Annotated in this window: 20 protein-coding genes, 1 other RNA gene, 1 pseudogene and 1 riboswitch; of the genes and pseudogenes, 6 read left to right on the top strand and 16 right to left on the bottom strand. The window is 29.6% G+C overall.

The window, feature by feature from the left end; genetic code table 11:
- Window positions 1-159 precede the first annotated feature (159 nt).
- Both ACUSRV_RS03805 and ACUSRV_RS03800 read right to left on the bottom strand, forming a co-directional pair.
- Window positions 160-1671: an amino acid permease gene (locus ACUSRV_RS03805; protein WP_490140594.1), complete on the bottom strand. Its 1512-nt coding sequence runs from the start codon at window positions 1669-1671 to the stop codon at window positions 160-162.
- Window positions 1672-1718: 47 nt separating this feature from the next.
- Window positions 1719-2564 carry a hypothetical protein gene (locus tag ACUSRV_RS03800; protein ID WP_490140593.1) on the bottom strand — a complete coding sequence of 282 codons (846 nt, stop codon included), beginning with the start codon at window positions 2562-2564 and terminating at the stop codon, window positions 1719-1721.
- A 107-nt stretch (window positions 2565-2671) separates the two neighbouring features.
- Between ACUSRV_RS03800 and ACUSRV_RS03795 the strand changes: the two are divergent.
- Window positions 2672-3146 (top strand): annotated as a pseudogene (locus ACUSRV_RS03795) (integrase core domain-containing protein); the annotation flags it as partial.
- Between the two features lie 300 nt (window positions 3147-3446).
- Window positions 3447-3557, bottom strand: a riboswitch (SAM riboswitch).
- A 203-nt stretch (window positions 3558-3760) separates the two neighbouring features.
- Complete coding sequence (locus tag ACUSRV_RS03790; RefSeq protein ID WP_490140592.1) at window positions 3761-4339, top strand: 5' nucleotidase, NT5C type; 579 nt, start codon at window positions 3761-3763, stop codon at window positions 4337-4339.
- A 132-nt stretch (window positions 4340-4471) separates the two neighbouring features.
- Here the strand turns inward: ACUSRV_RS03790 and ACUSRV_RS03785 are convergent, their stop codons facing one another.
- The 10 genes from ACUSRV_RS03785 to ssrA form a co-directional block, all read right to left on the bottom strand.
- Window positions 4472-4843, bottom strand: coding sequence for a carboxymuconolactone decarboxylase family protein (locus ACUSRV_RS03785; protein ID WP_490140591.1), 372 nt, complete (start codon window positions 4841-4843; stop codon window positions 4472-4474).
- 4 nt (window positions 4844-4847) lie between these two features.
- A complete protein-coding gene (locus ACUSRV_RS03780) occupies window positions 4848-6473 on the bottom strand; it encodes a thiamine pyrophosphate-binding protein (protein WP_490140590.1) in 1626 nt (541 codons plus the stop codon).
- 18 nt (window positions 6474-6491) lie between these two features.
- A complete protein-coding gene (locus ACUSRV_RS03775) occupies window positions 6492-8756 on the bottom strand; it encodes an EAL domain-containing protein (protein ID WP_490140589.1) in 2265 nt (754 codons plus the stop codon).
- A gap of 473 nt (window positions 8757-9229) precedes the next feature.
- Entirely contained in the window at window positions 9230-10102 is an 873-nt protein-coding gene (locus ACUSRV_RS03770; protein WP_490140588.1) for a glycerophosphodiester phosphodiesterase family protein, read from the bottom strand.
- 689 nt (window positions 10103-10791) lie between these two features.
- Window positions 10792-11859 (bottom strand): S-layer homology domain-containing protein, encoded by a 1068-nt coding sequence (locus ACUSRV_RS03765; RefSeq protein WP_490140587.1) that lies wholly within the window; start codon window positions 11857-11859, stop codon window positions 10792-10794.
- A gap of 247 nt (window positions 11860-12106) precedes the next feature.
- Window positions 12107-13102, bottom strand: coding sequence for an S-layer homology domain-containing protein (locus ACUSRV_RS03760; protein ID WP_490140586.1), 996 nt, complete (start codon window positions 13100-13102; stop codon window positions 12107-12109).
- A 616-nt stretch (window positions 13103-13718) separates the two neighbouring features.
- On the bottom strand, window positions 13719-13952 hold the full coding sequence (locus tag ACUSRV_RS03755; protein ID WP_490140585.1) for a hypothetical protein: 234 nt from the start codon (window positions 13950-13952) through the stop codon (window positions 13719-13721).
- 96 nt (window positions 13953-14048) lie between these two features.
- Entirely contained in the window at window positions 14049-14762 is a 714-nt protein-coding gene (locus ACUSRV_RS03750; RefSeq protein ID WP_490140584.1) for a protein kinase family protein, read from the bottom strand.
- Between the two features lie 158 nt (window positions 14763-14920).
- Window positions 14921-15286: a hypothetical protein gene (locus ACUSRV_RS03745; protein ID WP_490140583.1), complete on the bottom strand. Its 366-nt coding sequence runs from the start codon at window positions 15284-15286 to the stop codon at window positions 14921-14923.
- Window positions 15287-15442: 156 nt separating this feature from the next.
- Window positions 15443-15791, bottom strand: a transfer-messenger RNA (tmRNA) gene (ssrA, locus tag ACUSRV_RS03740).
- Window positions 15792-15993: 202 nt separating this feature from the next.
- Here ssrA and ACUSRV_RS03735 point away from each other — a divergent pair.
- A complete protein-coding gene (locus ACUSRV_RS03735) occupies window positions 15994-17265 on the top strand; it encodes a PAS domain-containing protein (RefSeq protein ID WP_490140582.1) in 1272 nt (423 codons plus the stop codon).
- Between the two features lie 109 nt (window positions 17266-17374).
- On the opposite strand, the gene ACUSRV_RS03730 is transcribed toward ACUSRV_RS03735, so the two are convergent.
- A complete protein-coding gene (locus ACUSRV_RS03730) occupies window positions 17375-17596 on the bottom strand; it encodes a hypothetical protein (RefSeq protein ID WP_490140581.1) in 222 nt (73 codons plus the stop codon).
- An 88-nt stretch (window positions 17597-17684) separates the two neighbouring features.
- A complete protein-coding gene (locus ACUSRV_RS03725; protein WP_490140580.1) occupies window positions 17685-20021 on the bottom strand; it encodes an ATP-dependent DNA helicase in 2337 nt (778 codons plus the stop codon).
- A gap of 191 nt (window positions 20022-20212) precedes the next feature.
- Between ACUSRV_RS03725 and ACUSRV_RS03720 the strand changes: the two genes are divergently transcribed.
- Together ACUSRV_RS03720 and ACUSRV_RS03715 are read left to right on the top strand one after the other, a co-directional pair.
- Entirely contained in the window at window positions 20213-20593 is a 381-nt protein-coding gene (locus tag ACUSRV_RS03720; protein ID WP_490140579.1) for a hypothetical protein, read from the top strand.
- 194 nt (window positions 20594-20787) lie between these two features.
- Entirely contained in the window at window positions 20788-22059 is a 1272-nt protein-coding gene (locus ACUSRV_RS03715; RefSeq protein ID WP_490140578.1) for a PAS domain-containing protein, read from the top strand.
- Window positions 22060-22102: 43 nt separating this feature from the next.
- On the opposite strand, the gene ACUSRV_RS03710 is transcribed toward ACUSRV_RS03715, so the two are convergent.
- On the bottom strand, window positions 22103-22294 hold the full coding sequence (locus ACUSRV_RS03710) for a PspC domain-containing protein (RefSeq protein WP_490140577.1): 192 nt from the start codon (window positions 22292-22294) through the stop codon (window positions 22103-22105).
- Between the two features lie 353 nt (window positions 22295-22647).
- Here ACUSRV_RS03710 and ACUSRV_RS03705 point away from each other — a divergent pair, with 353 nt between their 5' ends.
- Window positions 22648-23922 carry a PAS domain-containing protein gene (locus ACUSRV_RS03705; protein WP_490140576.1) on the top strand — a complete coding sequence of 425 codons (1275 nt, stop codon included), beginning with the start codon at window positions 22648-22650 and terminating at the stop codon, window positions 23920-23922.
- A 76-nt stretch (window positions 23923-23998) separates the two neighbouring features.
- Here ACUSRV_RS03705 and ACUSRV_RS03700 read toward each other — a convergent pair whose 3' ends face one another.
- The gene (locus tag ACUSRV_RS03700; protein ID WP_490140575.1) at window positions 23999-24226 is read right to left on the bottom strand and encodes a hypothetical protein; all 228 of its coding nucleotides are present in this window, start codon (window positions 24224-24226) and stop codon (window positions 23999-24001) included.
- Window positions 24227-24304: the final 78 nt, after the last annotated feature.

The following is a 24304-nucleotide window of genomic DNA, read 5'->3' as shown; positions in this document are numbered from 1 at the left end:
AAAAACCCTAGATATTCGTCGAGGGTTTCAATGGTGGAGGTGATTCACAAGAATAATATCCACGATAAATATATTCACATAAAAAAACATTTCTACAAATATATGGGTATGAATTTATAAATAACTCTGTTAATGTAATTAGCTCTACTAAAGAAATATCTATTGTTCTTCACTACTTTCAGATTCTTTATACTGAAAATTACATTCTTCTAACGGAACCAGCTTTGTTTTCTTAACTATCTTATAGCCCAAAAATAGAAATATAAATATAGGAATACATAAATAATTTGTAATAAAATCAAACCAACTAAATGTTTCAGCTTGAAATATCCATACGTTAGAGCCGAATATAACAATTGTACAAAGTATTATAGCCATAATAGGTCCAAATGGATACCATTTTGCTTTATATTTTAAATCTTCTAACTTTTTACCTTGGACAGAATACGCTTTTCTAAATCTATAGTGGCATATTGCTATACCTAACCATGCAAAGAAAGCTGTAATACCAGAGACATTATAAAGTATATAGTATATTTTTCCGTCACCTATTAATGATGCGAAGAAAGCAGAGCAAGCTACGATAGTTGTGATATATAATGCATTTGTAGGAACTCCTCGATTGTTTACTTTTGATAGAAATTTAGGTGCTTTTCCCTCTTTTGATAAAGCATATAGCATACGTGATGCTACATAAAGACCAGAATTACCACAAGAAAGTACAGATGTTAAAATTACCGCGTTCATAATACTAGCTGCAATTGCCAAACCAGATTTTTTGAATACCATAGTGAATGGGCTATATGCAATATTATCTACCCCACTCTTTAAGAGATTTGGATCATTAAAAGGAATTATAAAACCAACTACTATAATTGCACCCATGTAAAATAACAATATACGCCAGAAAACAGTTTTTATTGCTTTTGGAACGTTCTCCTCAGGATTTTCTGCCTCACCTGCTGCAAGACCAACTATTTCTGTACCCGAGAAAGAGAAACCTGCAATTAAAAAGACATTAATAATTGAAAAAATCCCCCCAACAAAAGGTGCCTTATTACCGGTTCCATCAGATAATACCCAATTACTAAATCCGTATGAGTGACCTCCTATAATGCCAAATATCATAAGAACACCTACTATGAGGAAAATAATAATAGTAATAACCTTGATACCAGCAAACCAATATTCACTCTCAGCATAAACCCTTGCAGACAAAATATTTAGGGCGAAAAGTATTCCTAAAAACAGTACGCTCCATAAAGTAGTATTTGTATTGGGAAACCAAAACTTAACAATAAGTGAACCTGCAACTAATTCAGCAGCAACACATATTGCCCAGCAAAACCAATAGTTCCATCCAAGAGTAAAACCTAATGCTGGATCAACAAATCTTGTAGCATAAGTTTCAAAAGATCCAGAGATAGGTAATAATGTTGCCATTTCACCAAGCGATGTCATTAAAAAATAAACTAAAATCCCCATAACAGAGTAAGCCAAAACAGCTCCCCCAGGTCCAGCTGTACTTACTGAACTACCACTAGCAAAGAATAAACCAGTACCGATTGCTCCTCCAATAGCAATCATATTCATGTGTCTTGATTTTAAACTTCGACAAAGTTTATCCGTCTGTTTTGTTTCTACAGTTTTTGTTTCTAAATCTATCTTCATAAAAATCCCCCTTTTCCTGGCTTAACTCTTTTATTTAACCATCTGAACTAGAATGATAATTCAAATTCCACTTCATATCCCCTATTTCCTATATAACTACCTACTGGACATGCATATTCACAATCTCTACAATACTTTATGGCCTTTCCAAAACCCTCTTCAGATTTCTCTGGTATTTCTACAGGAATCATATTGCCTTCATCTTCTTTCATCTGTACGTTACATACTAATCTATTAAAGTTTCCTATTCTCCCTGGAAGTTCACTTCTTCCTACTTCTACCTCTGAATATATTTTTTTAGAAAATGCTCCCTTCGTACAATTCTCCCAACACTTTACTTCGCATTTAGCACATGGATCATATTCTAAAGGTCCAATTGATGGTAAATCTAAATTTAAACCTATTGCTCTTAGTCTTATATGTGGACCGTATTTGGGATTAATTAGCAAATTATTTCTACCAATACACCCTAACCCAGCTACTACTGCTGAATCTTTCAGAAATATTCCTCCTTTTTCTATATGATAGTTAAAAGAATATGTTTCTACCCCTTCTTTCTCCATAATACTTTTGACCTTTTTGCCAATATCAATCAGCTTTCTATTACCAATCGTATTGTAACCTTCAACCCAATAGTCCATTTTAGGATCAGATACAGGATGATGGTATGCTAAAACAACTACACTTTTTATTCCTTTAGGCCATACTACTTCAGGTAAAAAGGTATCGTTTTCTCCACACATATAAGTTCCAACCCCATTATACTTTGGCATTTTAGCTATAACAGTAAATGCAGGTGATTTTTTTAAGTCTTCTACATTTGCAACACCCGCTAAAGTAGCCCCGCTTTCCAATGCAATTTTTACGATTTCATTTAAAGTAAATTCTTTCATAGTTTTATCCCCCTTAAAAATATGTCTATCTGTTAAGTTATATGAACAAAACAAGTGTAAAATGTCCTCGTTGTCATTCTGATAAACTATATAAGTTCGGATTGGATAAGCAGATTTCACAATTTTTATTAATTTCATCTAATATAAAGGTGTCACATGTTACTATAGCTAATAGGACTAATAAATTTGCTCCTTACTTTAAAGCAAAAGCTGATAGCTTTAAGACTAGTTTAAATTTACAATCTGACGATTGGCACGCTGATGAAACAGTCATTTTCATCAATGGTAAACGCTATTATTTATGGTTAGCTATTGAATGAAAGCAACCATGTACCTGTAGCCCCTATGTCTAGCGACATAAGTAATAGCTTAATAGAGTCTTTTAATAAAACATTCAAAGTATGGTATAAAGCTAAAAAAAGGTTTAACTCTTTTGAAAAAGCTTATAATCTAATATCCTTATTTATCTTTCACTACAACTTTATTAGACCTCATGGCTCACTAAGTAAACTAACTCCTGCTGAAGTAGCAGAAGTTCAAAGTGATAATGCAAATAAATTTTCTTGGTTTGTAGCTTCTTAATCTTTATTAATATCTTTGATTAACCTGCAAAAATCCACTTTATTGCAGGTTTGTTTGCGATACAATAAATTAATCAAACTTATATAGTTTTCAAAGAACGAGTAATTCTACGAAATATTAAGCTATTTTTTTATATCAGCTTAACAGATTCAAATAAATTATTTTCTTCATCTATGATATTTTTATAACAAACTAATTTTTATTTTTTTAACTACTCAAAAAAGTAAAAGTCTTCTCCAGAAATATGAAGAAGACTTTTGTACAAATGAAAACTTTAGAATGGTTTTCCATATATACCTTCTCCTATCTCTCAGAATCAAATTCTGCTGGATTTAGCACCATGCATACAAATTAAATACGCTGGTTGCTGAAACGTCATCGGGCCAGTCCCTCGGTTTCTCTAGATAAGAATGGTTATTCAATTTTATTATATTCATCTAATGAAATTTATTATACATTCCCCCAACCGCCATGTCAACGAAAATTAGGAAAATTATTCCATTTATGATTTATGGTATTTAGTAAAATTATAAATTATTTACATAACTTAATGTAGATTTAATTATATCTTAACTTTTTAACAGTATAATGAAACCATAAGGGGGTGCAGATAAATGAAAAATTTAAATATTTGTATTGATATTGATGGAACTATAACTGATGCTTATTACTGGCTTGATCTTTGTAATGAATACTTTAGTACTAATATTACTGAAGAAGATGTGACAGAGTATTATATACACAAGGTGTTAGGTGTTAAGGATACAGAATATTATGCATTCTATGAGAAATATAAATTTAAGCTACACGCAGACCCGCAGCTTAGATTGTCTGCTAGATCCGTTATAAGAAAACTCAGCTTAAATCATAATATCTATTTTGTCACTGCAAGAGAGAAAAACCTTGAAATGCTTACTCATGCATACTTAAGAAGAAATGGAATTCCTTATGATGATTTATTTGTTTTAGGCAGCCATTACAAAGTCGATACAGCAAATGAATTAAACTGCAGTCTGTTTATTGAAGACAATTATGATAATGCAATTCAGCTTTCAAATGCAGGTTTAAAGGTTTTTCTTTTAGATACAAACTATAATAGAAAACCCTTAAATGAAAATATTAAAAGGGTTTACAACTGGATTGAGATATATAGAGTTATAAATGAACTATCCTTAGAAAGCACAGCAATGTAATTAAAAGTATATTACTTATTTCCTTGCATTGCATACCCACATATTAAAAACACCCGTATCTAATTGATGCGGGTGTTCGCGGATATTACTTATATACATATGTACATCTCAGCTTCAATAATTATGACCTATTTACTTTTCATTAGTTTTAAAAATCTTACCTGCAACAACTAAAGCACTACATGCTTTAGGGAATCCCACGTAAGCAGCGCACTGAAGAATAATCTCTAATATTTCTTCTTCTTTTAGTCCAAGATTTAATGCTGCTTTTATATGAAAATCTAGTTGTTCAAATGCTCCTTGAGTAATAAGAGCAGTTATAGTTACAATTTCTCTTAATTTTAAATCTAGATTTGGTCTTGCATATATTTGTCCAAATCCAAAATCAACCATTTTCTCTGCAAAATCTGGAAAAATACCTTCTAAATATTTTATCGTCTGCATTCCATTTTCATCTGTCATTAGTTTTAGTATATCTATTCCATTTTCATAATTTTTTTTCATAATATTATCCCCTTTTCATTGTTGGTGGTATTTCTAATGGGTCAACCATAACTTCTATAATAATTGGTTCATTATGTGATTTTGAAATCTCTAGAGCCTTTTTTAAGTCAAGCTGACTATGGCATTTTAATGATCGTATTCCCATAGATTGTCCGAACTTTTCTATATCTAATGGTATACTATATTTTGTACCTACAGCCTTTCCTATATTATAATACATGCCTTTATCAACCATATCTAATCTTCCATTATTGAATATTATAAACGTAACTGGAATATTATAATTTGCTGCTGTAGACATTTCAGTGCCCTGCATAAAGGTACATCCATCACCTGTTAAACAAATAATCCTAGAATTAGCACTAGCTAATTGTGCACCAATAGAATAACCTATACCATGTCCCATAGCTCCAAATACATCATCAAAGAAGAATGTGCCAGGTTTTCTAATTTTAAAATCCTTTATTGCATAAAATGTATGACTTCCATCATCACCAAATATAATTGAATCATCTGGTGTCTCTTGTCTTATTATTTCTACTGCTTTTACAGCTGATATATATGAATCATCATTATCCTCTATACTATCATAGTTTTCTTTTACTAACTCAAATTCATTTTTTACCCTATTTGAAACTTTGTCTAATAATACTTGAATATTCATTTTTATATCCCCAATAATAGGTAGTGTTGGAACTAAGAGTGATTTTTTGATAAAAGTTGGGTCATAATCTAAATGAATAACTTCCTTAGGATAGTTTTCAGGTGATATACCAACTAAAGACATATCTGATAATTTGCTACCAATAACAATCATCAAATCTACGTCTTTTTCAATATATTCACTTGCTTTTTCTGTACCACCTAACCCTAATGCTCCAATGGATAATGGATGATTCTCTATAAATGTCCCTTTTCCCCCTGGCGTAGTCATTACTGGTATGTTCCACAACTCTGCTAATTTTTTTACTTCTTCATAGGCTTCACTTGAATGAATACCCTTGCCTGCTAAAATCACAGTTTTTTTAGCCTTATCAAGTTTGTTAATAAATTCATCTAGACTAGAAGAAACTAATCCACACATATTATTTGGTATATCAAGTTCAAATTCTTCAATTTGCTCATTAAGTACATCAAATGGTATGGATAGATGAACTGGCCCCTTAACTCCAGAATGGGCTTTTTCTAATGCATGTTGTAAAAATCTCTGAAATTGATCACTTCTTTCAACTCTAGCGCTAAACTTAGTTACTGGTTCGAACATTTTAACTAAATCAGTACCAAACATTGTAGAATCCTGGCCTAAAGCCTTTCCTGTATCACAAATAGGCTGTTGGCCAGTAATAAATAGTACTGGAAGATGAGAAGCCTTTGCTTGACCAGCGGCAGTTAATAAATTCGTTCCTCCAGGACCTGCAGTTGCAATAGCCACACCTAATTTTTTGTTCATCATTGCATAACCAGCAGCACAATACCCACTGCCGCCTTCATGTTTATTTAATATAAAATTAACCCCTTGTTTGTCTAATTCCAAAAGTAATGGTACAATAGGCTTTCCTGGTATGCCAAAGACATGACTAACTTCCCATCTCTTAAAATGTGAAGCTAAAATAGATGCTATACTTTTCAATTTTTTTCTCCCCTTATGTCAATTAATATATATATATTTGAATTCATTTTGTAAATGATGAAATTCCTTCTCGAAAAGTTCTGGTGGTATAGGTCTACTAAAAAAATAACCTTGTACAAAATCACAATTGTACGATTGTAAAAATCTCAACTGTTTTTTATCTTCAACACCTTCAGCTACAACTTTTAAGCCAAGATTGTGTGCCATAGAAATAATAGTGGCAACTATATTTGCATCGCTTTTACCGCCTATAATATCCCTGATAAATGATCTATCTATTTTTAGATAGTTAATAGAGAATTTTTTTAAGTAATTTAATGAACTGTATCCAGTCCCAAAATCATCAATACTAATTTTAACCCCTAGATCTTTTAATTCTCTTAATACTTTTATTGCGTAATCTACCTCCATTGTCATGCTTTCAGTAATCTCTAACTCTAGGTACTGTGGATCAAGCCCAGTTTCGGATAAGACTTTTTTAATAACCTCAGTTAGATCTCTTTTTAGAAACTGTTGTGCAGATAAGTTCACACTTACTTTCATTGGAGGTAAATTAGTATTTTGCCACTTTTTCATTTGAGAGCATGCTTCTCTTAATACCCATTCACCAATTTTAGAAATTAATCCTGTTTCCTCAGCTATAGGAATAAATTTATTTGGAGAAATCATTCCTTTTTCTTCATGTATCCATCTAATTAGAGCCTCAACACCAACTATATTGCCATTCTTTATATCAACTTGTGGTTGATAATATAAAATAAACTCGTTGTTTTCTAATGCTTTTTCTATGTCCATTTTTAGAATTATCTTATCTTTGTAAGACCCTTCAAGGAGTGGATCATAGATAACATAACAATTTCTTCCATTAGCTTTTGCTTTATACATAGCATTATCAGCATAAATTAAGCAATTTTCAAAATCTACAGGATTTTCATGATACAACAAAATACCCATACTTGTTGTTATATGAAATTGTTGACTATCAACTTCGATTGTTCTATTGAAAGCATTTATAATTCTTTGCGCAAGTTCACTTGCTTGTTCTTTGGTTTTGATGTTGAAACATACTAGTACAAATTCGTCTCCGCCCATTCGACAGACATAATCATTTTTATTTAAGCATTCTTTTATTATATTTGCAGACTCTTTTATTAGTAAATCACCCTTTGAGTGACCAAATGTATCATTAATCATCTTTAGCTTATCTAAATCTAGAAATATCAGTGACATATCTTCTGATTTACTAGAATAAGAGTTGATGTAGTTATTTAATATCTCTTTAAAGTACCTTCTATTTGGTAGCCCCGTCAACTCATCATGATATGCCAAATAATTATATTTTTCTTCTGCCAAATATCTTTCTGTAATGTCCCTAAACTGACCAAAAGCACCTATCAAATTCATATTTTCATCATTAATAGATTGCATGTCAACAAGGCAAACATACTCTTCACCCTTGTTGTTTTTAAATTTCATCTCAACATTTTCATAACATTTGTAATTGCATATAACATCTTTAAAAAACTTACCTGTTATTGGAGAATCATAAATGCTTTTTCCTATAATTTCTTCAGATTTAAATCCTGATATTTTCTCAGCAAATTCATTATACTCTACTACTACTCCACTTTCATCTGTTACAATAATTGCATTTCTAGTTTTAGTTAGCATTATTTGGTTCATTATATTGAGTTTATGATTTTGTTTTCTTAATAATAATTCACGTTCTATAGCATCGACAACAGTGGTTAATGTCATTAAGAAAAACGGATTATGAAGTATAACAGCTGTCATAATACATATACTACCTAGCAGGTTATTATCATCTGTATAATGAAATGGCACTCCATAACAAGCACTATCATGCAAAAATGTATGATAATGATTGCTTCCTATTAACTGTATTGGATGATTTTGTTTAAGTGTCAAGCTAACTACATTTGTACCCATATCATCTTCACTAAATTGAATGCCTGGCTTAATTCCAAGTTGAGCTATTGTTGATCTTATGGTTTCGTCTCCGAGAGTATCTAGTAGATATCCATTTTCATCTGAAATAACTATTAATATAGGAGTACCTTCTAGTGATTTAATTATTTTCTTACTAAAAAATTTTACAACATCTAAAATTTCTTTATAGGCTTCTTTCTTTTCTGACAACCTTAATTCCGACATAATATTCTTCGGCAATCTTGGTTCATCCGGTTTCATACCTAGTTCAATACATCTTTTTTTAGAATCAATAATGTAATATGGTTCTTTGTGATAATCTTGATGTAACATATATTAAATCCTCCTGGAGCAATGAAAATAACTGAGTATCTTTTAGGTGTTATACTATAATCATTTAAATAGAATTTTTTACATATTTGTCGATATTTCCTTTGTTTTGTCGTAATTATTTAGATTGTAGCATACCTTTTCCTTAGATACAATATTATTATATTACTTAGTATATTGGCTTATTAAAATATAAGAATTATTAATCTTTTCAATTAAATATAGATTTTACCATTTTAACAAACTATATTCTTGAACTATCATTCTTTATCTTACCTTAAATTATTATCGCCATTTTGAGGAATATCTGAACAATAAAATAGGTTGCATCCATTTGGATACAACCTACTTGGTATTAAGTCTTAATGCGAAAACTTATTTAATTTCACTGTGAATTTCTGTATTTTAGATTTAAACATGTTAAGTAACATTTATTTTTGTTGTATATTCTACAATAAACTGATTCACTTGACTGTTCATCTTCTTATTTCAATTGTGTTACATATGAAGTTGTCGAAATATGGCTTAACGATGTCATATTCCTGCTGGCTGTCGATGGTCCATCCTAGAACCGGTACATCAAGCTTCTTCAGACTTTCAAGGGTACCAGTTCCAACATTTTCGGTCTCGTAGGCAATGAAATTCGGTCTGCCTTCGAAATTAAAGAGAAGGTTTGATAGCAGGAATGACTTATACCATGGAAGGCGAGTGGTGCCCTGATATTCGGTCTCATAGTCGGTTACGATGAAGCTGCCTGAAAGCTGTCCGCGCAGCACTCCAGGTGCGTTGTCCCTGAACCATTTTAATGAGAACGGATTGAAGGATTGGATTGCGAACTCCCCTTTGTAGGCCCTGAGTTGGTCATATACCGCACTCTCGAGAACACCGACGTCCCCCTCGTTCTTGATTTCTATGAGCAGTGGCACGCGGCCGCCAACAAAGGCAAGCACTTCGCTGAACAGTGGGACTGTCTCGACAGTGTTTTCAAAGGTATATTTTGAGAGTTCTTCGTAGGTTATATCCTTAAGCCAGATGTCGTTCCCAAAGATTCTCTTGAGCTTTTTGTCATGGAATACAACCACCTGGCCATCTTTTGTCAAGGAAACATCCAGCTCGATAGGACAACCCTTTTCAATTGCTTTAGCGAATGAGGATATTGAGTTCTCAGGATAAGTCTGGTTGTCGTGTATGCCCCTGTGAGCTATTAGATTACTCTCCAGCCAGGCTGTCCTTTCGGCATCCACCGGATCAGTAGTTCTTGCATAACTCACAAGGCTGCTGCTAGTAATAATCAGTACCATCACAACGATTACTGTTATGATAAGATTCTTCTTTTTAATTATCTTCACCCCTCTATTTTAAATCGGTGTGTCCAATAGCATATTAATACAACCATATTTAATTCAAGCTATTTATGCTTTATTTCTTCACTTTATAGTGAAATCCTTCTATTTTTATCATTTAGTTTGTTTTGTTAAATAAAAAGGCGGCAATAAAACTTCTGCATGCCTTAAAATGAAATTAATGCCATAAAATTAGTAATGGCCCTATAAAATTTACAGCCATGACCAATCCCGCATTTGCATCTGAACATTATGGAAATTTTATACTCTACAAAATTTTATCCGAAAACTCAATCAATTTATAGAGCAGCATATATTTAAAATAAGATTTTAATTATGTTAATTCGCAACATACGCCAAGTCTTTACTAAATCTTATTTAGCGAGGCTACTAAAAGCCAAATAGAAAAATAACATTACATATAGGTTTTTGATTATTCTTTAACTTTTTTACTTAATATTTGCTTTAAGTCCTGATATTTCTATCTCAAATATAAAAGGAGAGGAGTCCTGCTCTGAAGACTCCTCCCCTAAAAATGACTTTATATACTTTTAAGCTTTTCGTTAACTTGTAGCTTCCAATTTTCTTTTCAATTATTTCCATACGAGCATGTATAGAACCAAAAACTCTAAAAACCGCTGCTACTTATGGTACGGTTCTCCGTATCTTACTCTACGGAGCGTTTTTTTGTTAGTTTATTTTTCTGGCATATATACTCTAAGGTCCGCTGTACCAAGTTTTGTTTCTCTTAAATCTACTTTTCTACCTGCAAAAATCCCTTGTGTGAATCGTATACCTTTTGAATCATTTTTGTTTTCTGCATCCCAAAATCTGTTAGCTTCTTCTTTATCTCCTATCATTTGCTCTAAGCTTTCTTCAACTCCTTTATCACCTGATGAGCGAAAGAACAATTGTGTATCTACACCTTCAAAATACATATATCTTCCACTATAATTATTGAAAAATGTTTCGGTATTTTTAAATCTTACCACATCATAGTTGCCTTCTGTAGTTTCTTCGTGCCTTACTTCTGTACCTTCCATCTTTGAAATTACTTCATATGCTATATCCCCTCTTGGCTCAGTAGCTGATAGTTTCTTTCCACCATTTTTTACTCTATCTAAAATAACCACTGCTTCTGCTCTTGTCATATTGCCTTTCGGATCGATGTTGTTGTTTTCATCCCCTCCTATAAATTCTCTTTCTAAGCAATATTCAACATATGATTCAGACCAATTTGATACATTTTGAGAATCCTTGTAATTTGGTATTTTATCTATATTGTCATCTTTCATGTCTTCTATATTAGAAATTATTTTGGCAGATTCTTCTCTTTTCATACTATTATTTGGTCTAAATGTATTGTCCTCGTAACCTTTTACATAATGTCTATCATTAGCTATTAATATATCCTTGTAGAACCATTGTCCAGTTTTTACGTCTTTGTATTTAAGGGTTGTATTTTCGTTTATTAAATCATAGTCAAATACTTTGTTTACTAATTTTACAAACTCTGCTCTTGTTATTTCTTTGTTAGGTTTAAAAGTTCCATCTTCATAACCTGATATATATCCTGCATTTACAAATTTTTGTATTTGAGTTTCTGCCCAGTGACCTTGTATATCACTTAAATTTACTGTTAATTGTTGTACTTTTACATTGTTTGTCGTATTTTCTTGTGTAGTGTCATTTGCATAACTTGGTGCATATATAGACACCGTAATTAACCCTGCTAATACTAAACTTGTTATTTTTTTATTCATTTTTAATCCCCTCCTATTTATATGGTACCATAATAAATCTATTTTGTTTGTGGAAAAAAGTAAAATATTACCAATTTATTAATTAGTGATATTTTAAATACGTGATTCTTACTTATGGTATGGTTCGTTCATATCTATTCTAAATAAAAAAATATTGACTCTTTAGTCAATATCTTTTTCGTGGGTTTCAATGGTGGAGGCGAATCGCGGAAATAATACCCACGATTTTCATCCTAAAATTTTTTTGTTATTTTTCTATTTCTATTAACGTACGACTGTCAACTATCATATTTATCAATTTACCATTGAAAGTCTTTTGTTCTACACCACCCTTTGGATTTACTATAACTCTATCATATACCCAAGTCCATGCAGCACTTCCGGCATAATGATTTATAATAGTTTGAAGATTTTGAAGTCCCTCTGGATTCATAAATACTTCATAACGCACAGATATCTCAATCACATCACCATTATCATGAAATATTAAATAATTTTGATTAGGATCATAATACTCAAAATTATTTCCTACAGTTTTTCTAACATTTCCCACTATCTTATCAACTACAGGGCCTGATTGCGGTATTACAAAAGGTGCCGTTCTTGGTGGTAGAGGTATATTTGATACTACACGATTAATTGTTACTACTGCTTCCGCCCTTGTTATTTTATCTTTTGGTCTAAATGTGTCATCGCTATATCCACCTATATATCCTTTTTCTATTAGTCCTTCTACTGAGCTTATAGCCCAACTTGATATTTGACCACCATCATAATAGGTATATATCTTATCGTAACTTGCATCTGTACCCTTTTTATAATTTGATATCATTACAGCGGCTTCTTCTCTTGTTATTGGATCGTTTGGTTTAAATTCTGTTGCTGTTTTACCATTACATACTCCATTAGTTACTGCTTTATCTATTTCATTTTTTGCCCAATGGGTTTTTGTATCATTAAATACTTTTCCACTTGTTGTTTTTAACTCAAATGCCTTATTAAATATTGTTATGAATTCAGCTCTTGTTATTGAGTTATTAGGTTTAAATGTTCCATCACTGTATCCACCTATGTACCCTTTTTCTATGAATTGTTGTATTTGGTTTTTCGCCCAGTGATTGCTCCAATCATTTGTAGCTGCATATGAAGTTAATTCATAATTACCATTTTTAATTCCTATGGCCGTAAAACATAATACCGTTACTAACATTCCAACTATAATTTTACTTATCTTTATAAGCATTTCCAGTAGTTCCTCCTGTATAAAATTTTTAAATAATTCCTTCTTTATTTTAGCAAAATATGGTTACATTGTATATTTGTATTAAATATTTTGAATAGTACAAGTTCCTTAGATATAAAAAAAGGTATTGACTATTTAGTCAATACCTAATTCGTGGGTTTTAATGGTGGAAACGAGGGGAGTCTATTATATAGTATTTATATATTTATAAATATCATTACAACCTAGTTATATGCTAGTATTTTTATAATTTTATTTCATTTTCTTTTACATTTTTTTATATTACAGTTTTGTAGTTGGGGTGTAATTGGGGGTATATTAAATATCCTTTAACTCTTTAAAATAGTAAAAAATTCTCAGTATTTAATTTAAGGTTCATAATATTTATTGTTGACTTCGGATGTGGTAAAGGGCGACTTATTTTTTACACAAATCACTTTTATAAGTCAGAGGCTACAGGAATAGAAATGAATAATGAATTCTATGAAGAAGCTATTAATAATAAAGTAAGTTATTTAAATAAACATAAAAAAATATAGATTTAGCAAGCCAACCTTCTACTGCAATGCCCCTTTTTTGTAGAATTTGTTAAAATGAAATTTAAATTTTCTCTAAATTATGTAAATTTTCCAATGTAAGTCTTTATTCCAACAATAAGGTACCATAATCCTTTAATTTTTCCGCTATTAGTTCCTGATAATCTATAAAAAGGTAACGTTACTTTTTCCATTCCATAATAATATTCAATACTTACATCTATTAAGCCAATTATTCTAAAAGAATCAATAGCGTATAGATTAGTTCTAAAGCTATCTAGATATATTTTTAATATCCTATTTGTATTTGCCACAATATGCCTCCTTAATTTAATCTATTTCCCTATTAAAATATAAACCATGCTATTTTGAGGCTAACCTCGAAACGGCATGGTTTATTAATGTTAAAATCAACTTATATTTTTGATTTTTTCAAGATCACTTTTTATTTCTTCAATATTTTTATAACTATCATCTATTCCCATTAGTTTTTTGAGAAATTTTTTTTCTTCTTCCTTTAAATCAAGTTCTTCATACCAAGGTCTTTCTGATTCATCAGTTTCTTTGTAAGATGAATAATATAAGTGGATTAGAAAATCTCCTATATACCAATAATCCATCTCTTTTACATATCTTTCATTATCTATATATCTAGCCAAACCAAAATCAATTAAAGCCAGTTCTTTGTTTTCCTTTAATATTACATTAGGTAGCCTGATATCTCTGTGGATTATATTATTTTTGTGCAACAAATCCACAATTTCTAAAAGTTGGCTCCCAACTTTATAAATCTCCTCTTTACTAAATTCATATCCATCTTCACCTAATACGTCTTCAAAATCTCTGCCTTCTATATATTCTAATATATATCCTTGTCTATATTTATCTTTAAACTTTGCTATAAATTTTGGAAACTTAGGATCATTTAAGCTTTTTAGTATTTGCTCCTCATAAAATAATTTTTCTCTAGTTTCTTTAATCATATTTTTCTTTAATTGTTTTATTATACATTTTTCTGATTTATCATTTGTTCCCAAATACGCGATACCATATCGCCCTTCTCCTATTATTCTTATTACTGAATATCCTTTTACTTTTTCTTTAATTCTATAATATTTGTCCATATTATTAATCTCTTTGCCTATTTATTTTTTTAAGAAATACTATCCACTCTAACTATGTGATTTGCTATGTGGTCTACTGTATTTCTTACTTGATTTACTATAAGATTTTTACATGATTTTTTATATGGCTTGTCTGATTTGTAATATGATTTACTGTATTACTTACTACATGATTTACTACATGACTTACTTTTTTCGCCATGTGATTTACTACATGACTTACTTTTTTTGCCATGTGACTTACTACATGACTTACCCCATGATTTACTACACGACTTACTTTTTTCGCCATGTGACTTACTACATGATTTACTACATGACTTTCCTGATTGTCCATGTTTTTTATAATTATTGTGACCTTTATGTGATTCACTACATGATTCACTACATGATTTACTACATGATTCACTACATGATTCACTACATGATTTACTACATGATTCACTACATGATTTACTACATGACTTTCCACTTTTTTTGTGATGCTTGTGACCTTTCTGTGCTCCTGTTCTAAAATTTTCCATACTTACACCCCTCATATTATTTAATAACTACAATATAAATTAATTTATATTGCAGTTATTAAATAATATGATTTGAATCTCTATATTGTTACAATCTTTTTAATAACAAAAAAAGATATTATCATAATTTTATGATAATATCTTTTCGTGGTTTAATGGTGGAAACGAGGGGAGTCGAACCCCTGTCCGAAAAGCTTTCCCAAATAACGTCTACGAGTGTATCTACTAATTTTAATTTCGCATAACATAACGCCTAGTAGCAAGCTTTATGTTATCCTAGCCTTAATTATTCTATCTTTAGTCAAGGCATCCTGAAGATAGTTTCCCGTTTAGTCGACGCCCTATTCTATCCCACGGGCTGGATAGGTAGAACGAGCAGCACTATTAGGCTGCTATTGCTAAATTATCGTTTGCGTTTGTTTTTGTTCCCCAGTTTTTACGTGACCCAGAGTAACACGACTCGCAGCTATAAGGTACAACTCCCCGTCGAAACCTTTACGCTCCCATATTATAATTAAGTTTTTAATGTGCATCGTCTATGATGTATATATTACAGTATATTGAAATGATTATCAACTGAAAACAACTTACTATTTTGTATATTTATGGCATTTGATTAATATACATTAATAATATAAAATCATATATAATAGGAATATATTGTACATGATTTTATCTAATATTTTATAAGAGGAGAAGTTGTCTATATGTGGAAAGATTGTATTTGTGGGAAGGATTGTAACAACTATCTCGATTCTTTCTTTAATTCAATAAACGAAGGGGTTGCCTTTCATGAGCTAATTTTTGACGACAACAGTGACCTTATTGACTATAAATTTTTAGAAATTAACAATGCTTTTGCAGATATTACTGGACTTATTAAAGAATCTATTGTTGGAAAAACAGCATCAAATATTTTCCCTCATTTGAGTAAGTTCTGGATTGATATATATAAGAATATTTCAGTATCAGAAATACCTACTGATTTTGAGAGTTATAATGAGCAACTTGATAAGTATTTTAAGGTTCGTGTATTTAGCCCAATAAAAAATAAATTTGTTGTTTTTTTAACTGACATAACTAATTTGAAGAAAGCTAATGAGATAACAAAAAAACATCAACTTTTATTTGATAATGCACACGATATTATTTTCTATGCAGATACCAACGGTAATATAATTGATGCTAATATAAGCGCTGTCTTAAAATACGGATATTCTTTAAGCGAACTAACTAAATTGAATGTTAAAGATGTACGAGACCCCTCATCTCAGGACTTGTTTGAAAAACAAATGAAGGAAGCGGATAAAAATGGTCTTACCTTCGAATCTGAACATGTCAAAAAAGATGGAAGTTGTTTTCCTGTTGAAGTTAGTGTTAAAAGCGTAATAATAGATGAAGATAGATTACGAATTCACATTGTTAGAGATATATCTGAAAGAAAAATAGAAGAAGAAAAAATAATATATCTTGCAAACTATGACTCACTAACTGATATACCAAACAGAAATCACCTTATGAATCATCTTAATTTAATATTAAAACATGCTAATAGAAGAAATTTTAAGTTTGCGATAATGCTATTTGATATTGATAACTTTAAGAAAATTAACGATACATATGGACATAGCGTTGGAGATATTGCACTTAAAAACGCTGCCCAAATCGTTGAAAATACCATTAGACAGGCAGATTTTATTGCAAGACTTGGCGGAGATGAATTTGTAATAGTCCAGCCTTATATAAGTAGTCATGAAAATTGCACTGTACTTATAAGAAGAATTATGGAACAACTTAAGGCACCATTAAAATTAGATGATATAGAAATAAATATAAATTTAAGTATTGGTGTATCCATTTATCCAGATGATTCAACTAATATAGAAACTCTTATGGATTTTGCCGATAAAGCTATGTATGCTACAAAACAAGTTCCTGGAGGTTCTTTTGAGTTTTATTCAAATATTAGAGAGAATTGATTTATAAATACAAAAGGTTTTATATTAATAAAAAAAGGTTGTATCCATTTGGACACAACCTTTTTGAAATATACTTTTAAAAGTTTTAAGATTTAGCTACTTATATTCTTTACTTAAAACCTCTATCTTCATGTGTATTATGATCAAATAAAGGTATAAATCCAAATTCTCTTAATAAAGCTTCTTCTGTTATAAGCCAAGTTTCACCGAATTTTTTTACATCTATATTATCAACAAACTTTCCACCTATATTTTGGCTTAAATCACCTTGATCTATATTATACATACTAGATACAGTTGATAACGTATATAACCCTTTAAAAGAACTCATAATTTTCACCCCTTTATTTTTTAATTGGCTCTATTATTTTCTATTATTCTCTCTATATATAATTCTTTTATACATTATTAATATATTTTTACTTATTCCAAAATTTGTTGCATTCTTCTTTAACATCTTCACTTTTTCTCACTCTAATATTTGGGAACCATTCATAAGGAAATAAACTTTGATATCTTCTTTGTGAATACCTATTATCTAATAATAATATTATTCCTTTGTCTTCATCACTTCTTATACATCGTCCTGCTGCTTGAAGTACCTTTATCATACCAGGATATACATAAGCATAATCAAATCCCTTATTTTCTTCATTTAAATAATTTTTTATTATATCCCTGTCTATTCCTATTTGTGGCATACCTACCCCAACAATTATAACCCCTATAAGCTTGTCATTTGTCAAATCTATTCCCTCAGAAAAATGTCCTCCAAGTACACAAAATCCCAAATGAGTCTCTTTGTTTTCTTCATCGAACATAGACAAAAACTCTTCTTTAGCTTCTTCACTCATATTACTTTCTTGTATCACTAAATTTATATCTGGGTAAGTTTCTCTCATCTTTTCAAATACAAGTTCCATATACTTGTAAGATGGGAAGAAAACCATATAATTCCCTTTTTTAGATTGTACACAATTTTCTATATATTTTACTATTTCATCACTAGTTTCACTTCTTTTTGAATAAGTTGTAGCTATGTTGTCTCCTATCATAAGTAACCTGTTTTTTATATCAAAAGGACTTCTTAAACTAACAATGTAATCAGTATCTCCCGAACCATACATATCCTTGAAATAATCCATTGGAATAAGAGTTGCAGAAAATATTATAGTAGACTTTGCTTTTTTCATTTTATCTACTATAACTTTAGATGGATTTACACAATAAAGTTTTATACTTAATCCTCCAAAATCATCTTCATAAAGTGTTACATAATTTTCATCATAAAACTCTGATATGGATAAAAAGCTATTAATATCAAAATACAAATCCATTAACTCATCATTTTCTTCATTGCTATTACTTAAATATTCATCTGCAGTTTTTAAAAAAGCATCTAATAAATTATATAATTCTATTGGTTGTTCATCTTCTAATAAATATTTTTCATCTAATAAATTTAATACTTTTAATTTTTCTTTAAAATACAAATTCACTTCATTTATAGCTTTAGCAAGTCTTTTATCTTTTTTTCCTAAAAGTTTTTTTATTTTTATTAACTTTTCTTGAATTATAGTAGAAGAATACATTTCTCTTGCTCTATCTACAAGATTATGAGCTTCATCTATTAAAAAAGTATAATCAGTGATTTTTACATCAAAGAATCTTCTTAGATAAACCCTTGGATCAAAAACATAATTATAATCACATATTATTACATCAGATGATAAAGTAAGATCTAGTGATAATTCAAATGGACAAAGATTATATTCTTCGCTAATTTTATCTATATTTTCTCTACTATAGTCGTCATATTTTATTAAAATTTCCTTTAGAGCATCATTTATCCTATCGTAATATCCGTCAGCATAATGGCAATAATCTGGATTACAATTAGCTTCATCCATCTTACAAATCTTTTCTTTTGCTGTAATAGTTACAGATTTTATATCTAAATTTTGTTTTCTCATTAAAGAAATACTGCTTTGTGCTACTTCCCTAGTTATTGTTTTGGCTGTAAGATAAAATATTTTTGAAGTATGTTCTTCTCCCATTGCCTTAATAGATGGAAATAATGTCGATATAGTTTTTCCTGTACCAGTTGGAGCTTGAGCAAAACATTTTTTATTGTCAGTTATACTTTTGTATACCCTTACTGCTAACTCTCTTTGACCTGGTCTATAATTTTCAAAAGGAAATGTTAAGTTTTTTATAGATCCATTTCTTTTATTTATCCAATTTTTTTCTATTTGAGCCCAATGTTTATATTCATCAATAAGCCAATAGAAAAATTCTTTTAATTCTTCAAATTTATATGTTTTTCTTAATATTCTAGTTGCCTTAGTCTCTATATTATAATAAGTTATTTGTATATCTATATCTTCTAAATAATTTTGAAAACAATAAATGTACCCGTAACACTTTGCTTGTGCCCAGTGTAATGGGTTAAAATCTTCATCTATTAAAAGAAGATCTTTTGTTGTAGTCTTTATTTCATCTATTATTGTTTTTTCATTTTCAACTAATATTCCATCTGCTCTTCCTTCAACGTTAATATCTATATCTTCATATGTGAAACTGTGTTTTAAATGAACTTCTGCAGTATAATTTTCTCCATATGAGTTTTGAACTTTTTGATGACCTTTTATTCCTTCAATAGCTTTAACTGATCCTACATATCTATTATCAATACTTCCACTTTTCATTATAAATTCAACTAAACTTCTTATAGATATTTTAATTTCTTTTTTCATGTTAGTTACCTCGCACTTCTTAACAGTAAATATATTTTATCATATATGGTAATCCAACAAACATAGAATACTTTAAAATCTATATTATAGCTGCTTCCTTTATTTATAATTTTGTAATATTAATAATAACCCTGGGAATTATAAGTATATAGTAATAAAAATTCGACAGTAAATATAGGAGGAGAAGTTTTATGAAATTTAAAGTTTTTTGCATAGCACTATTATTTGTATTTATATTCACTTTAGGCTTTTATAACAATAAAGCATCAGCTGCTAAAGTACAATCTGATACATCAAATTCCATAAAAATTGTCTCATCAGATACTGATCTTAACGTAGGAGATTTTGGTCATGTAACTATACAAGCAAAACCGAAAACATCATATACAATACGTACTTTATATAAACTTGGAGATAACACTTATAATGTCCAACAAATGCGAGTTACAGATGCTAATGGTAAAGCTACCTTTAATTGGTTCGTAGAAAATGGAACTACACCAGAAACAAATTCAGCAACAATAACTGGTGGTGGACAACAAATAGATATTACTCACGTAGTTACGCAATAAATAAGTTAAAGAAAGGGGTATGCACAAATTGCATACCCCCTTTTAACTTATTTATTATAATTTATAATTTTGTAAATATATTTTCATGCCTATTCCAGAATATATTGAATTTTCCTTTAATTAACTATTTAAAATTATGTATAATGGGTATGTATATATAAATTTAATATTTTACTAATGAGGGGGTTGATCCTATGTGGAAAAAATGTATTTGTGGCGACAATTGTAATAATTATCTTAATTCTTTTTTTAATTCAGTAAGTGAAGGTTTTGCCTTCCATGAGTTAATTTATGATGAAAATGACAACCCTATTGACTATAAATTTTTAGAAATTAACAATGCTTTTACATATATTACCGGATTAAAACGTGAAGATATTATTGGAAAAACAATTTTAGATATTATACCTAGTTTGGAACAATTTTGGATTGATATTTATAAAAAAATTTCAACTTCTACTATGCCTGCTAATTTTGAGACATATCATGAAATACTAGATAAATATTTTAGAGTTTCTGTCTTTAGCCCGGTAAAAGGCCAGTTTATTATTTTATTAACAGATATAACTGATTTAAAGAAAATTAATGAAATAATGAAAAAACATCAACTTTTATTTGATAATGCACAAGATATTATTTTCTATGCAGATGTTGATGGTAATATAATAGATGCTAATATGAATTCCATTCTGAAATATGGATATTCTCTAAGTGAGATAACTAAGTTAAATGTTCAAGATCTAAGACATAACTCAACTAATCACCTATTTAAGAAGCAAATGAAAGAAGCTGACACAAATGGAATTACATTTGAAGTTCAGCATATTAAGAAAGACGGTACCATTTTTCCTGTTGAAGTTAGTGTTAAAGGTACAATAGTAGATAAAAACATATTAAGAATTCACATTGTTAGGGATATATCTGAAAGAAAAATGGTAGAAGAAAAAATACTTTATCTTGCAAACTATGACTCACTTACTGGGATACCAAATAGAAGTTATCTTATGAATCGCCTAAATTTAATTTTAGAAGATGCTAGTAAGGAAAATTTCAAGTTTGCTTTAATGTTGTTTGATATAGACAAGTTTAAGAGAATTAATGATGTATATGGGCATGACTATGGTGATATTGTTCTTAGAGAAACTGCACAAACTGTTAAAAATACTATTAGTTACGGTGATTTTGTTGCAAGACTTGGTGGAGATGAATTTGTAATAATTCAGCCTTACATAGATAATAATGAAGATTGTTCTATTCTTTCAAAGAAAATTTTAGAAAGTCTTAATACCCCATTAACTATAGATAAAGCAGAGTTAAATATAGATGTAAGCATAGGTATATCTATTTATCCAGATGATTCAAATGATGTAGAAAACCTTATGCGTTTTGCGGATAAAGCTATGTATGCTTCAAAACAAGTTTTGGGAAGTTCTTTTGAGTTTTATTCAAACATTAAGAATTTATAGTTAAAAAAGGTTGTATCATCTTAGATACAACCTTCATTTATCCTTAATAATTAATATCTTGTGGAATAACTATCGCACAAACTATATACGCTAATAGTCCACTTCCACCCACCAGTAAAAACAATACCCAAGCTAGACGCACAAAAGTAGGATCAACATTAAAATATTCAGCGATTCCACCACATACTCCTGAAATCATCTTATTAGAATTCGATTTATATAATTTTTTATTCATACTGTCCTCCTCATATTTCACAATATAATCCTTAATATATTCTTTTCAATAGTAACACATTTATTAGAAATCTACATAAAAACTAGAAAAGTTAATTCTAATATATACTATTTCAGAAACTAACATAAAGCAACCCTTATCTTTAAATAAAAAGAATAAATTCCCTCGGAATTTTAACTAAACATGTTATTATTGAGTTTTTAATGTGTATTAGCTATAATGTATATTACAATAAATTACAATATACTACATTTTTTGCAATATATTTTAATAATTATAATTGAAAGCATATTGCTATTTTATATTTATAGAATATATTATCTAATATTCGATTAGAAGGAGAATTTATCTATATGTGGAAAGAATATATTTGTGGAAAGGATTGTAATAGCTATCTTGGGTCGTTCTTTAATTCCATAAATGAAGGAATTTCCTTTCATGAGTTAATTTATGATGAAAATGGTAATCCAATTGATTATAAGTTTTTAGAAATTAATAATGCTTTTACAAACATTACCGGATTGGTTCGAGATGATATTATTGGAAAAAAGGTATCAGATCTTGAATCTAGTTTAAACAAGTTTTGGATTAATATTTATAAAATTATTTCAACATTAGGAATACCTAGTAATTTTAAAATTTATAACGACCATCTAGATAAGCATTTTAAGATTTCTGTATTTAGCCCGGTAAAAAATCAATTTACTGTTTTTTTCACTGATATAACTGATTGTAAAAAAGCCAATGAAATAACAAAAAAACATCAACTTTTATTTGATAATGCACAAGATATTATTTTATATTCAAATAGTCAAGGAAATATTATAGATGCTAATATGAGTGCTCTCTTTAAATATGGGTATTCTATAAGTGAACTAACTAAGTTAAACGTTCAAAACTTAAGACATCATTCAACTAAAAACTTGTTTCAGGAACAAATGGAAAAAGCTGATAAAAGTGGTATTACATTTGAATGTGAACATGTAAAAAAAGATGGAACTAGTTTTCCTGTTGAAGTTAGTGTTAAAAGCACACTAATAGATGAAAATAGATTAAGAATTCATATTGTTAGAGATATATCTGAAAGAAAAATGGAAGAAGGAAAAATACGATATCTTGCAAACTATGATTCACTAACTGATATACCAAATAGAAATCACCTTATGAATCATCTAAATTTAACATTAAAACATGCCAGTAGAAGAAATTTTAAATTTGCAGTAATGTTATTTGATATAGATAAATTTAAGACCATTAACGATACATATGGGCATACTGTTGGAGATATTATTCTTAAGGAAACTGCTCAAACTGTTGAAAACACCATTAGACAGGCTGATTTCATTGCAAGGCTTGGTGGCGATGAGTTTGTAATAGTTCAACCTTATATAAGCAATCATGAAAGTTGCTCTGTTCTTATAAAAAGAATTATAGAAAATCTTAAAACACCATTGAAGGTAGATCAAACAGAGCTAAATATAGATATAAGCATAGGTGTGTCTATTTACCCAGATGATGCAACTGATATAGAAAGCCTTATGGATTTTGCAGATAAAGCTATGTATGCTTCAAAACAAGTTTCTGGAACTTCTTTTGAATTTTATTCAAATATTAAGAATTCACAATAATTTATTATTAGCTAAAAAGGTTGTATCATCTTAGATACAACCTTTTTTAATTACAAGGATATTATAATTTATCTTATTAATCTCTATAATTTGTAAGAGTGTTAAGAGTAGCTTCCAAAGCATTATCTACTGCATGTAAAGCAGTTTGTATTTTTTGTCTATTTTCTGATTTTTCTACTGAATTTAAAGCTTTGTCTAAACAATTTTTAGAATTTTGAAGTTGACCACAAACCATATCAATATACTCTTTTGCATTTTTATTTTGGTTGTTTTGATTATTTTTCATATTTAAGTTCATATCCATATCTATACCTCCGTAATTTTTTTATGCTAATAGCACAGTTTTATTATCCACCATTAAGGCAAAAAAATTCTTAGTATA

It is taken from the genome of Sporacetigenium sp. TC11 (assembly GCF_058146105.1).
This window is presented reverse-complemented; position numbering and strand designations above follow the sequence as displayed.